The organism is Pseudoponticoccus marisrubri, from assembly GCF_001482405.1.
GTDB lineage: Bacteria > Pseudomonadota > Alphaproteobacteria > Rhodobacterales > Rhodobacteraceae > Pseudoponticoccus > Pseudoponticoccus marisrubri.
On sequence record NZ_LPXO01000012.1, the window covers coordinates 15,274 to 28,611 of the forward strand.

A 13,338-nucleotide genomic window follows, 5' to 3' on the forward strand; every position below is an offset into this window, starting at 1 on the left:
CTCAAGTCTTAGGGCGTCGGGCGGGGGTGGTCAAACCTTCTCACGGGGCTGTCAAGAGGCCTCAATGAAGCAGGCGACGCGGTCGGCCATCTGCTCGGGCGTCTCCTCGCGCCGGAAATAGTCGACAAACCCCTCTTCGGGCAGCACCAGATAGGTGAAGGTCGAGTGGTCCACGAGGTAGTAATCGGGATCGCCGTCCTGCTTGTTGTAGTAGGTCCGGTAGGCCTGGCTGGCCGCCTTGACCTGCTCGGGTGAGCCGGTCAGCCCGATCATCTTGTCATGCATCAGGTCGGCGAACTGGCCTACCGCCTCGGGCGTGTCCCGTTCGGGATCGACCGAGATGAAGACCGGCGTCGCGCTGTAGCCGCGCTCGGCCAGCACGTCCACCGCGTCGGCATTGCGCGCCACGTCGAAGGGGCAGACATCGGGGCAGAAGGTATAGCCGAAATAGACGAGGCTCGGCTCGGTGATCACGTCCGCGTCGGTCACCGTCTCGCCCGCCGCGTTGACCAGCGTGAAGGGTCCGCCGATCTGGTCCGACCCGCCCGCGACGGCGCCCGCCCGGCACTGGGCGAACCGGTCGCCCCCACTCGGACCCGTGGTGGCATACCAGACGCCGCCCACCAGGGCGACAACGGCGACGGAGGCGGCGATTGCGGCAGTACGAAGCATCGGCAGTCCCTTTGCGAAAACCCGCAACACAGGTATCAATCGCTGCGTCGGGAACAAGGGACGAAAAGGCGCAGCCATGGGCGATCTGGGACTGATCGGCGAATCCGAGCGCGGCAACTGGATCCGCCTGCGCACCATGATCCTGCTGCGCTGGTTCGCCATCGTCGGGCAGCTGACCGCGATCACCGTCGCGCAGGAGATGTACAACCTCCAGCTGGAGCTGGGCCTGTGCTACCTCGCCGTCGGCGTCTCGGTCATGGGCAACCTGATCGCGATCTTCATCTTCCCCGAGAACAAGCGCCTGTCCGAGACAGAGAACTTCCTGATGGTCATGTTCGACCTGTTGCAGCTCTGTTTCCTGCTGTTCCTCACCGGCGGGCTGCACAACCCCTTCTCGCTGCTGGTACTGGGGCCGGTGACGGTCTCGGCCTCGGTGCTGACGCTGCGCTCGACCCTGATCCTCGGCGCCACGGCCTTCCTGCTGGTCTCGGCCATGGTCTACTACCACCTGCCGCTGCGCACCGAACAGGGCTTCATCCTGCGCATCCCCGATGTCTTCGTCTTCGGCCAGTGGACCGCGATCACCATCGCGCTTGTCTTCATCAGCGTCTATTCGCGCCGCGTCACGCGCGAGATGACCGCCATGTCCGACGCGCTGACCGCCACCCAGATGGCGCTGGCGCGGGCGCAGAAGCTCAACGACCTGGGCGGGGTGGTGGCCGCCGCCGCGCATGAGCTGGGCACGCCGCTGGCCACGATCAAGCTGACCTCGGCCGAACTGGCCGAGGAGCTGGGCGACTATCCCGACGTGGCCGACCTGCGCGAGGACGCGCTGCTGATCCGCGCGCAGGCCGATCGTTGCCGCGACATCCTGCGGTCGATGGGCCGGGCGGGCAAGGATGACCTGCACATGCGCCAGGCGCCGCTGGTCGAGGTGATCCGCGAGGCCGCCGAGCCGCACGAGAAGCGCGGCAAGGAGATCATCATCGAGGACGGGCCCGGGCCGGGGGGCGAGGACCTGCAACCGCAGATCCTGCGCCGCCCCGAGATCATCCACGGGCTGCGCAACCTCGTGCAGAACGCGGTCGATTTCGCCCGCACCACCGTCTGGGTCGAGGCGCTGTGGACCGACGACCTGATCTCGATCCGCATCCTCGATGACGGGCGCGGCTTCCCGCCCCACGTGCTGGGCCGCATCGGCGACCCGTTCATGCGCCGCCGCCGCAGCGAAAGCGACCGCCGCGCGCGCCCCGAATACGAAGGCATGGGGCTGGGCCTGTTCATCGCCAAGACGCTGCTGGAACGCAGCGGGGCCGAACTGAGCTTTGCCAATGGCAGCGATCCCTATACCGGTGCCGGCGCGCCGCAGGCCACCCGCGGCGGGGCCGTGGTCGAGGTGGTCTGGCCGCGCAGCCGGATCGTGCCCCCCGCGGTCGAGCCCGGCACCCCGCTGGGCGAGAACCGCCCGATCGAGATCTGAGCGTCCTTGATCCAGAGACGCGAAACATTTGGACTCTCCGGCACTTAACCATGCATTAACCTTTCCGGCCCTACGCTTGGCCGGGGCAGTGCAAGGAACGTGACGTGCAGGACATGCTGGCATTGGCAACGGGTGCAGGGGCGGGCCTTGCGGTGCTGGCCGGGGCCTTCATCGTGTATCACTGGGTGCTTCGGGCCCGGCTGCGGCGCAGCATCCGGGCCGAGGGCAGCGCCGTCGTGATCCTGCTGCGCAACGGGGTGCTGGTCGACTGCACGCCGGGCGTGGCCGAGATGCTGGAACGGCGCAATGTCGACGGGCTGGAATGGGAAGAGCTGCGCCACGACCTGCTGCTGCGCTTTCCCGGCATCCCGCCCGACCCGCCCGAGGGCGTGACTCGGCTGGCCGCCGCCGGCGATCCCGACAGCGCGCTGACGCTGGTGCAGCGCGACGGGCTGCTGCGCGTCACGATCGAGGCCAGCGCGCACGGCCCGGGCCACCTGCACCACCTGCTGCAGATCCGCACCCGCTACGACTACATGCAGCGCGCCATGGATGCCGCGCCCAACCCGGTCTGGCAGCTGGACGAGCGGGGCCAGCTGATGTGGAGCAACGCGGCCTATGACCAGCTGGTCGAGATCGTGGGCCCCCGCGCGCATGCCGACGGCCCGTTCGACCTGCCCGCGCTCGCCCCGGGCGAGATCCGCACCTCGCGCGTGCATCTGGTCGGGCCGGACGGCAAGCCGCTCTGGTTCGAGGTCACCTCGCGCCCCGACCGCGACGGCTGGCTGAACTTTGCCACCAGCATCGACACGCTGGTCGATGCCGAGATGGCCCAGCGCAATTTCGTGCAGACCCTGACCAAGACCTTCGCGCATCTGCCCATCGGGCTGGCCGTGTTCAACCGCGACCGGCTGCTGGTGCTGTTCAACCCCGCGCTGGTCGACCTGACCAACCTTCCGGTGGATTTCCTCAGCGCCAAGCCCGACCTCTTCACCTTCTTCGACCACATGCGCGAGAACCGGCTGATGCCGGAGCCCAAGAACTATGCCTCGTGGCGCGAGAAGCTGGCCGACGTGATCTCGGCCGCGCGCGAGGACCGCTACAACGAGACATGGACCCTGCCCTCGGGGCTGACCTACCGGATCACCGGGCGGCCGCATCCCGATGGCGCCGTGGCCTTCCTGATGGAGGACATCTCGGCCGAGATCTCGCTCACCCGGCATTTCCGCTCCGAACTCGAGATGACCCAGTCGGTGATCGACTGTTTCGACGATTCCGTGGCGGTCTTCTCGCGGCTGGGGGTGCTGACCTTCTCCAACGCCGCCTACCGCACGCGCTGGGACTGCGACCCCGACAGCGCCTTTGCCGAGATCACCATCATCGACGCCACCCGCGACTGGCAGCAGGAATGCGAAGCCTCGCCGATCTGGGCCGAGATCCGGGATTTCGTCCTCACCCTGCGCGAGCGCAGCGCCTGGGACGCGGTGGTCACCACCCGCACCGGCGAGCGGCTGCGCTGCACGGTCGAGCCGATGCCCGGCGCCGCCACCATGGTGCGCTTCACCCGGATGGACACGGTGCACGCGGTGCGCACCGAGGCGCTCGCCGCCCCCTCCTGATCGCGCTTGGCAAGCGCCGGCCCGCGTGGCAATCACGGGGGCATGCAGCACCGCCTGACCCTTCCCTCCGCCGATGCCACCGCCCGGCTGGCCGCCACGCTGGGCGCGGGGCTGGCCCCCGGTGACGTGCTGCTCCTGTCCGGCGGGATCGGCGCCGGCAAGACCCATTTCGCACGCAGCCTGATCCACAGCCTGCAGGAGGTGCCCGAGGACGTGCCCTCGCCCACCTTCACGCTGGTGCAGGTCTACGACACGACGGCCGGCCCGCTCTGGCATGCCGATCTCTACCGGCTGGACAGCCCGGACGAGGTGGTCGAACTGGGCCTCGAAGAAGCCTTCGAAGAGGCCATCTGCCTTGTCGAGTGGCCCGACCGGCTGGGCCCGCTTGCCCCTGCCCGCACCCTGCATCTCGAGTTTGCCGACGGGCCGGAGGAGGATGCGCGCGACCTGACGCTGTCATGGGACGCCCCGCGCTGGGACAGCCTGCGGGATCTCGCATCATGACCGACCTTCTCGCGCAGGCCGGCTGGGACACCGCCCGGCAGGAGCCGCTGGCCGGCGACGCCTCGACACGCCGCTACACGCGGCTGCACCAGGGCGACCGGACCGCAATCCTGATGCAGGATCCCGGCGGCGATGTCGCCCTTTTCGCCCGGCTGGCGGATCACCTGCGCCGCATCGGGCTGAGCGCGCCGAAGATCCTCGCCCGCGACGACGCGGCCGGGCTGCTACTGCTCGAGGACCTCGGCGACGGGCTGGTCGCGCGGCTGGCCACCGATGCCGCGACCGAGAAACGGCTCTATGTCGCGGCGACCGACGTGCTGGTCGCACTGCACGACGCCCCCCTGCCCGAGGGCCTGCCGCTGGCCGATGCCGATCACCTCGCCGCGCTGATCGACCTGCCCTTCCGGCACTACACCCACGCGCCAGAGGCCCTGCCGGAGGTCGCCGAAGCGTTCCGCCCGCTTCTTGCCGAGCATGCCCTGCCGGCCGATGTCATGGTGCTGCGCGACTACCATGCCGAGAACATCCTGCGCCTGCCCGGGCGCACAGGGCCCGCCGGGATCGGCCTGCTGGATTTCCAGGATGCCTGGCAGGGCCACCGCGCCTATGACCTCGTCTCGCTGATCGAGGATGCGCGGCGCGACGTGGCCCCCGCCACGGCCGAGGCCTGCATCCGCCACTACCTGTCCGCCACAGGCCTGCCCGAGGGGCCCTTCCGCACCGCGCTGGCCGTGCAGGGCGCCCAGCGCAACCTGCGCATCCTCGGCGTCTTTGCCCGGCTGGCGCAGAGCCGGGGCAAGCCGCATTACATCGACCTGATCCCCCGCGTCTGGGCGCATCTGCAACGCGACCTCGCCCACCCCGCGCTGGGCGATCTGCGCAGACGTGTCACCGACGCGCTGCCGCCGCCCGACCCCGCCCATCTGCAAGCCCTGAAGGCCCCATGCCCGACGCCGTGATGCTCTTTGCCGCCGGGTTCGGCACCCGCATGGGTGCGCTGACCGCCGACCGTCCCAAGCCCCTGATCGAGGTGGCCGGACGGCCGCTGCTGGACCACGCGCTGGCCCTGACCGAGGGCCTCGGCACCCGCGTGGTCAACGCGCATTACCATGCCGAGCAGATCCGCGCGCATCTGGTCGGCACCGATATCGCCGTCTCGGTCGAGACGCCCGAGATCCTCGACACCGGCGGCGGCTTGCGCCACGCCCGGCCGCTCCTGGGCCCCGGCCCGGTCTTCACCCTGAACACCGATGCGGTCTGGACCGGGCCGAACCCGCTCGACACGCTGCGCGCGGAATGGGATCCCGCCCGGATGGATGCGCTGCTGCTCTGCCAGCCCGCCGAGCGCGCCACCGGCCGCGCCGGGCCCGGCGATTTCACGCGGGCCCCGGACGGGCAGCTGATCCGCGGCGGGCCGCTGGTCTATACCGGCGCGCAGATCCTGCGCACCGACCGGCTGGACGAGATCGACGAGACCGCCTTCTCGCTCAACCTGCTCTGGACCCGGCTTGCCGCCGAGGGGCGGCTCTTCGGCACGCTGCACTCGGGCGGCTGGTGTGATGTGGGCCATCCCGAGGGGATCGCCGCGGCCGAGGCGATGCTCGATGTTTGACACGCCCGGTCCCCGCCTCTTCGCCCTGCCGCCCGGCGTGGATTTCCCGCGCGCGGTCGTCGACGGGCTGCGCGACCGGCTGGGCGACGGCGACCCCGCCGCCATCGCGCGGGTCGAGATCTTCGTGAACACCACCCGCATGGCGCGGCGCCTGCGCGAGATCTTCGACAGCGGCCCGGCCAGCCTGCTGCCGCGCATCCGGCTGGTCACCGACCTGGCCGATCCGCAGATGCGCGCCGCCCTGCCCCGGCCCGTGCCCGGGCTGCGCCGGCGGCTGGAGCTGACCCACCTGGTCGCGCGGCTGCTGGAGCAGGAGCCCGACCTCGCCCCGCGCGCGGCGCTGTTCGACCTGTCCGACAGCCTGGCCGCGCTGATGGAAGAGATGCAGACCGAGGGCGTGCCCCCAGACCGCATCGCCACGCTGGACGTTACCGACCAGTCGGGCCACTGGCAGCGGGCGCTGTCCTTCCTGCGCATCGTGCAGGGCTATTTTGCGGCCGACAGCGCGCCCGACCAACCCGCGCTGACACGGCTGGCGCTGCAGGCGCTGCAGGCGCGCTGGGCCGAGACGCCGCCGCAGCACCCGATCCTCGTCGCGGGCTCCACCGGTTCGCGCGGGACCACGCATGACTTCATGAAGACGGTGGCCGGGCTGCCGCAGGGCGCGGTGATCCTGCCCGGTTTCGACAGCGACCTGCCCGGCCCCGTCTGGGAACAGCTGACCGACCCGCTGACCGGCGAGGATCACCCCCAGTTCCGCTTTGCCCGGCTGCTGCGCGAGCTGGCGCTGGACCCGTCCGAGGTCGCGCCGTGGAGCGATGCCCCGGCCCCGTCGCCGGCGCGCAACCGGCTGATCTCGCTCGCGCTGCGGCCCGCGCCGGTCACCCATCAATGGCTGAGCGAGGGCCCCGCCCTGCCCGATCTCGTTGAGACCACCGCAGACCTGACGCTGGTCGAGGCGCCCGACAAGCGGCAGGAGGCGCAGGCCATCGCGCTGCGCCTGCGCCAGGCGGTCGCGGACGGGCAGAGCGCCGCGCTCATCACCCCCGACCGGATGCTGACCCGGCAGGTGACCGCGGCGCTGGACCCCCTGGGCATCCTGCCCGATGACAGCGCCGGCACGCCCGCCCAGCTGACCCCACCGGGACGGCTGATGCGGCATGTCGCACAGCTCATGGAATCACCGCTCAGCGCCGAGCTGCTGCTGACCCTGCTCAAGCACCCGCTCTGCCATCGCGGCGGCGGGCGCGGGCCGCACCTGCTCAACACCCGCGAGCTGGAGCTGCACATCCGGCGCAGCGGCTGGCCCTACCCGCAGCCCGGGCAGATCCGCGACTGGGGCAGCGCGGCCGATTGCGCAGGCTGGGCCGAATGGGTGGCGCGCACCTTCTGCGACCGCGCGATCCCCGGCGCGCAGCCTCTGGCCGTCTGGCTCGACCGGCACGTGGCCCTCGCCGAGGCGATCACCGCGGGCTCGGACAGCACCGATCCCGGCGCGCTCTGGGACGAGAATGCCGGCCGCGTGCTGCGCCGCATGGTCGAGGCGCTGCAGGAGGAGGCCGCGCATGGCACGGACATGGGCGCACGCGACTATGCCGACCTGTTCGGTGCGCTTCTGTCGCGCGAGGAGGTCCGCGACCGCGACGCGCCGCACCCGCTGATCCGCATCTGGGGCACGCAGGAGGCGCGCGTGATGGGCGCCGATCTGCTGATCCTTGCCGGGCTGACCGAGGGCACATGGCCCGAGATGCCCGGCGCCGACCCGTGGCTGAACCGCCGGATGCGGGCCGAGGCCGGGCTGCTGCTGCCCGAACGGCGCATCGGGCTGGCCGCGCATGACTTCCAGCAGGCCGCCGGCGCGCGCGAGGTCTGGCTGACCCGGCCGCTGAAATCCGACGAGGCCGAGACCGTGCCCTCGCGCTGGCTCAACCGGTTGATGAACCTGATGCGCGGCCTGCCCGGGCGCAACGGCCCCGAGGCGATCGAGACGATGCGCGCGCGCGGCGCGCAATGGCTGGCCCTGGCCGAGACGGCCGAACGCCCGATCCCGGCGGCGCCCGCGCCGCGCCCCTCGCCCGCGCCGCCCGTTGCCTCCCGGCCCGACCGGCTTTCCGTGACCGAGATCCGGCGGCTGATCCGCGATCCCTTCGCGATCTATGCCAAGCATTGCCTGCGCCTGCGCCCGCTCGACCCGCTGATGCGCGCGCCCGATGCGCTGATGCGCGGCATCATCCTGCACGCGGTGCTGGAACGCTTCGTCCGCGACACGATCGACACGCCCGAGGCGCTGAGCCCCGACCATCTCGACAGTCTCGCCCGCGAGGCGCTGGAGCCGCTGCCCTACCCGACCATCCGTCGGCTGTGGCAGAGCCGGCTGGCGCGGATCTCGCACTGGTTCTGCGAGACCGAGATCGCGCGCCGCAAGCTGGCCCGGCCGACGCCCAACGGGTTCGAGGTCAAGGGGCGCGCCGCGCTCCCCGAGCTGGGCTTCACCCTGACCGCCACCGCCGACCGGATCGACCTCGACGCCCGCGGCGGGGCGCATCTGTACGACTACAAGACCGGCGCAGCGCCCTCGAAATCCGAGCAGCAGCATTTCGACAAGCAGCTCCTGCTCGAGGCCGCCATGGCCGAGGCCGGTGCTTTCGAGGGGCTCGATCCGCGCCACGTGGCGCGCGCGGTCTTCATCTCGCTGAAACCGGGCGGCCCGGACGAGGTGCCCGCACCGCTGGACGAGGCCCCGCCCGACCAAGTGTGGGACGAGTTCCGCCAGCTCATCGCCGCCTATGCCGATCCCGACCGGGGCTATACCGCGCGGCGCGCGCTGATGAAGGATACCGACATCGCCGATTACGACCACCTGTCCCGCTTCGGGGAATGGGACGTGACCGATCCGCCGGTGAAACGGGGGCTCACATGATCCGCGACGCCGCCACGCAGGCCCAGGTGGATGCCGCCCGGCCCGGCCAGTCCACATGGCTGGCCGCCAATGCCGGGTCGGGCAAGACCCGCGTTCTGACCGACCGGGTGGCGCGGCTGCTGCTGGAGGGCGTCTCGCCCCAGCACATCCTCTGCCTGACCTATACCAAGGCGGCCGCCAGCGAGATGCAGAACCGGCTGTTCAAGCGCCTCGGCGCCTGGGCCATGCTGGACGAGGCCGGGCTGCGCGACGAGCTGCAGGTGCTGGGCGTGGACCGTACGCTCGACCCCGATTTCCTGCGCGCCGCCCGCACGCTCTTTGCCCGCGCGATCGAGACGCCGGGCGGGCTGCGCATCCAGACCATCCACTCCTTCTGCGCCGCGCTCTTGCGCCGCTTCCCGCTCGAGGCCGGGGTCTCGCCGCAATTCACCGAGATGGAGGACCGCGCCGCGGAACGGCTGCGCGCCGAGATCCTCGACCGCATGGCCGATGGCCCGCAGGCCGCGCTGATCGACGCCGTGGCGCCCTATCTCTCGGGCGATGACGATCTGGAATCGCTGCTGGCGCAGGTCGCGCGGATGCCCGATGCCTTCGCCGCCACGCCCGACCGGATCCGCGCCGCCTATGGGCTGGCGCCCGAAGATGATGAGGCCGGGCTGTTGGCGCGCGTCTTCCTCGGCTCGGAACGGGACCTGATCGACGGTCTGGTCGAGACCCTCGGGACCGGCAGCAAGACCGACCTCGCGCTGGCCGACAAGCTGGCCGCCGTCACCGCGCCCGACCGTGCCGGCTATGCGGCGCTCAAGGCGGCGGTTCTGACCCAGGCCGGCACGGTGACGAAACGGCTGGGCACCAAGGGGGTGCGCAGCGCCGCGCCCGCGCTGTTCGAGGGGCTGGACCAGCTGGCCGCCCGGGTCGAGGATGCGCTCGAGACCGAGCGCGCGCTGACCGGCAGCCGGCGCGACATCGCGCTCTACGCCTTCGCGCAGGCCTTCCTGCCGCTCTACGCGCAGGCCAAGCAGGCGCGCGGCTGGCTCGATTTCGACGATCTCATCACCCGCACCCGCGACCTGCTGAACGCGCCCGACGTGGCGGCCTGGGTGCTCTACCGGCTGGATGGCGGCATCGACCACATCCTTGTCGACGAGGCGCAGGACACCTCGCCGGTGCAATGGCAGGTGATCGAACGGCTGGCACAGGAATTCACCGCCGGCGAGGGCGCGCGCAGCGACGTGCGGCGCACGATCTTCGTGGTGGGCGACAAGAAGCAGTCGATCTACTCCTTCCAGGGCGCCGATCCGACCGAGTTCGACCGCATGCGCGAGGAATTTCGCGCCCGGCTGGAACGCACCGACGCGCCGCTCGTCCCGCTCGAGCTGGAATACAGCTTCCGCTCGGCCGAGCCGATCCTGCGGCTGGTCGACAACACGTTCGAACATGCGCCGGGCGCCGACATCGCCTCGCAGCATCGCGCCTTCAAGGACCGCATGCCGGGGCGGGTCGATCTCTGGCCCGTGGTCGAGAAGGTCGATGACGAGAAGGACGGTCCCTGGCACCAGCCGCTCGACCGCACCGGCGCCCAGCATCACAGCGCGATCCTCGCCCGGCGCATCGCGCATTTCATCGACGGCATCCTCGGCAGCCCGCTGCCGGTCGAGATCGGCCATAGCGGCAGCTATGCCGCGCGCCCCGTCCATGCCGGCGACGTGCTGATCCTCGTGCAGCGGCGCGGGCGGCTCTTCTCCGAGATCATCCGCGCCTGCAAGCAGAAGGGCCTGCCCATTGCCGGGGCCGACCGGCTCAAGGTCATGGCCGAGCTGGCGGTGCGCGACGTGGTCGCCCTGCTCTCCTTCCTGTCCACGCCCGAGGATTCGCTGTCGCTGGCCACCGCGCTGCGCTCGCCGCTCTTCGGGCTGTCGGAACAGGAGCTCTTCGACCTCGCCCACCGGCGCAAGGGCAAATACCTGTGGGAAGAGCTGCGCCGCCGCGAGGACATGGCCCCTGTGCTGGCCGTTCTGAACGACCTGCGCGCACAGACCGATTTCCTGCGCCCCTACGACCTGATCGACCGCATCCTGACGCGCCATGGCGGCCGACGCCTGCTGACCGGCCGGCTGGGCCCCGAGGCGCTGGACGGGATCGACGCGCTGCTCGGCCAGGCGCTGGCCTATGAACAGACCGAGATCCCCTCGCTGACCGGATTCCTCGAATGGGTGCAATCCGACAATCTCGAGATCAAGCGCGCCCCCGACAGCGCCGGTCCGACCCTGCGGGTCATGACGGTGCATGGCGCCAAGGGGCTCGAGGCGCCCATCGTCATCCTGCCCGACTGCGCCGAGCCGCGCCGCGAGGTGCGCGACAGCGTGCTGCGCGATGCGGATGGCGCGGTCTGGAAGCACCGGGCCAATGAACAGCCCGCACGCCAGCGCGCCGCGCTCGAGGCCGCCGCGGCCAGGCAGGCCCGGGAACGCGACCGGCTGCTCTACGTCGCCATGACGCGCGCCGAGAAATGGCTGGTGGTCGCCGCCGCCGGGTCTCTCGGCAAGCAGGGGGATGCCTGGTACGAACAGGTGCGCCGCGGGATGGAAGCCTCGGGCGCAGTGGAAGAGACCCACGATTTCGGCGCGCTGGGCCGCGGCACCGGCCTGCGCATCGGCGGTCTGGACGGCGCGGCGCTGGACGCGGCCGATCCCCCGACCGCTCCGCCGGAGCCGCCCACGCTGCCGGCGCATCTTGCCGAAGCGGCCCCGGTCCCCGACCCCGCACCGGCCATCCTGTCACCCTCGGACCTGGGCGGCGCCAAGGCCCTGCCCGGTCCCGGCGATCCCGAGGAGGTCGCCAAGGCCCGCGGCACCTGTCTGCACCTGCTGCTGGAACATCTCGCCCCGCAACCACCCGAGGCGCGCGGGGCCTTTGCGCCGGCGCTGCTGGCCGATCTGCCCGAAATGGCGGATCTGCCGCCCGAAACGTACGAAATGCTCGATCCGCAGGCGCTGGTGACCGAGGCGCTGGCCACCCTGTCGGCCCCCGGTTTGGCGCGGTTCTTCGGCCCCGACAGCCTGGCCGAGGTGCCGATCACCGCCGAGCTGCCAGACCTGGGGCGCATCCACGGCGTGATCGACCGGCTGGTCGTCACGGGCCCCCGCATGATCGCCGCCGATTTCAAGTCGAACCGCATCGTGCCCGACACGCCCGAGGCCGTGCCCGAGGGTCTGTTGCGCCAGATGGGCGCCTATGCGGCGGCACTGGCGCAGGTCTTTCCCGGCCGCGAGATCGAGACCGGGCTGATCTGGACGGCCACCGCCCACTATATGCCGCTGTCGCACGATCTTGTGACACAATCGCTCGTCCGCCGGGGCACGGCTTGACGCCACCCGGGGCCGTCCATACCTTCCGCAACCTGACAGTCCGCCGCAATTCAAGGAGATCCCCCATGGCCACCGTCGCCGTCACCGATGACACGTTCGACACCGAAGTGAAGAATTCCGACATCCCCGTCGTGGTCGATTTCTGGGCCGAATGGTGCGGCCCCTGCAAGCAGATCGGCCCGGCCCTCGAAGAGCTCTCGGAAGAGATGCAGGGCAAGATCAAGGTTGCCAAGGTCGACGTGGACCAGAACCCCAACACCGCCGCCGCCATGGGCGTGCGCGGCATCCCCGCGCTGTTCATCTTCAAGGACGGCCAGGCGATTTCGAACCGCGCCGGCGCCGCGCCCAAGGCCGCGCTGCAGAACTGGATCGAGGAATCGATCTGAGCGGATCCGACCGCAACATGTTGAAAGGCCTCGCGATTTCGCGGGGCCTTTTGCGTTTCGGCGGTCGGGTGCCGGGCTGTGTCACGCCGGCCTCCCGGCACGCGATGCGGCCGCACGGCTTGCCAGCGGCGCGCCGCTCCCCCATATGACCGCCAGCACGGATAAAGGAGTAGACATGGCCGAAACGGAGTTTCCCGGGTGGCACGGCACGACGATCGTCGGGATCCGCAAGGGCGGACAGGTGGTGATCGCCGGCGATGGCCAGGTCTCGCTGGGCCAGACGGTGATCAAGGGCACCGCCCGCAAGGTGCGGCGGCTGTCCCCGGGCGGGCACGAGGTGCTCTGCGGCTTTGCCGGCTCGACCGCCGATGCCTTCACCTTGCTGGAGCGGCTGGAGACCAAGCTCGAGGCGACGCCTGGCCAGCTGCAGCGCGCCTGCGTCGAACTGGCCAAGGACTGGCGCACCGACAAGTACCTGCAGAAGCTCGAGGCGATGCTGATCGTCAGCGACGGGGCGCAGCTATACGTGATCACGGGCGCCGGCGACGTGCTTGAGCCGGAACATGACGTGGCTGCCATCGGCTCGGGCGGGAACTATGCGCTCGCAGCCGCCCGCGCGCTAATGGAGAGCGACAAGACGGCCGAAGAGATCGCCCGGACCGCCATGGCCATCGCGGCCGATATCTGCGTCTACACGAATGGAAACCTGACCGTCGAAACCCTCGACGCGTAAGAATTTTCCTGAAAATTCTTGCAAAATTCGTCCACGAATTTTGT

The 13,338-nt window shown here is 70.6% G+C and carries 10 protein-coding genes; 9 read left to right on the plus strand and 1 reads right to left on the minus strand.

The window, feature by feature from the left end:
* Positions 1-51: 51 nt before the first annotated feature.
* Complete coding sequence (locus AVJ23_RS16695) at positions 52-672, minus strand: SCO family protein (protein WP_058863358.1); 621 nt, start codon at positions 670-672, stop codon at positions 52-54.
* 76 nt (positions 673-748) lie between these two features.
* On the opposite strand from AVJ23_RS16695, the gene regB reads away from it, so the two are divergent.
* The 9 genes from regB (at position 749) to hslV (ending at position 13,294) form a co-directional block, all read left to right on the plus strand.
* Positions 749-2,152 carry a sensor histidine kinase RegB gene (gene regB, locus AVJ23_RS16700; RefSeq protein ID WP_058863359.1) on the plus strand — a complete coding sequence of 468 codons (1,404 nt, stop codon included), beginning with the start codon at positions 749-751 and terminating at the stop codon, positions 2,150-2,152.
* 113 nt (positions 2,153-2,265) lie between these two features.
* Positions 2,266-3,771, plus strand: coding sequence for a PAS-domain containing protein (locus AVJ23_RS16705; RefSeq protein WP_084794697.1), 1,506 nt, complete (start codon positions 2,266-2,268; stop codon positions 3,769-3,771).
* A 42-nt stretch (positions 3,772-3,813) separates the two neighbouring features.
* A complete protein-coding gene (gene tsaE, locus AVJ23_RS16710; RefSeq protein WP_058863360.1) occupies positions 3,814-4,275 on the plus strand; it encodes a tRNA (adenosine(37)-N6)-threonylcarbamoyltransferase complex ATPase subunit type 1 TsaE in 462 nt (153 codons plus the stop codon).
* Positions 4,272-5,234 (plus strand): aminoglycoside phosphotransferase family protein, encoded by a 963-nt coding sequence (locus AVJ23_RS16715; RefSeq protein WP_058863361.1) that lies wholly within the window; start codon positions 4,272-4,274, stop codon positions 5,232-5,234. The genes tsaE and AVJ23_RS16715 overlap by 4 nt, the downstream gene beginning before the upstream one ends.
* Positions 5,219-5,887: a nucleotidyltransferase family protein gene (locus tag AVJ23_RS16720; RefSeq protein WP_058863362.1), complete on the plus strand. Its 669-nt coding sequence runs from the start codon at positions 5,219-5,221 to the stop codon at positions 5,885-5,887. The genes AVJ23_RS16715 and AVJ23_RS16720 overlap by 16 nt, the downstream gene beginning before the upstream one ends.
* The gene (gene addB / locus AVJ23_RS16725; protein WP_058863363.1) at positions 5,880-8,807 is read left to right on the plus strand and encodes a double-strand break repair protein AddB; all 2,928 of its coding nucleotides are present in this window, start codon (positions 5,880-5,882) and stop codon (positions 8,805-8,807) included. The genes AVJ23_RS16720 and addB overlap by 8 nt, the downstream gene beginning before the upstream one ends.
* Positions 8,804-12,175, plus strand: a complete 3,372-nt coding sequence (gene addA, locus AVJ23_RS16730) for a double-strand break repair helicase AddA (protein ID WP_058863364.1) — start codon at positions 8,804-8,806, stop codon at positions 12,173-12,175. Before addB ends, addA begins: the two co-directional genes overlap by 4 nt.
* A 65-nt stretch (positions 12,176-12,240) precedes the next feature.
* Positions 12,241-12,561 carry a thioredoxin gene (trxA, locus tag AVJ23_RS16735; protein ID WP_058863365.1) on the plus strand — a complete coding sequence of 107 codons (321 nt, stop codon included), beginning with the start codon at positions 12,241-12,243 and terminating at the stop codon, positions 12,559-12,561.
* A gap of 175 nt (positions 12,562-12,736) precedes the next feature.
* A complete protein-coding gene (gene hslV, locus AVJ23_RS16740; protein ID WP_058863366.1) occupies positions 12,737-13,294 on the plus strand; it encodes an ATP-dependent protease subunit HslV in 558 nt (185 codons plus the stop codon).
* The last annotated feature ends 44 nt before the right edge of the window (positions 13,295-13,338 follow it).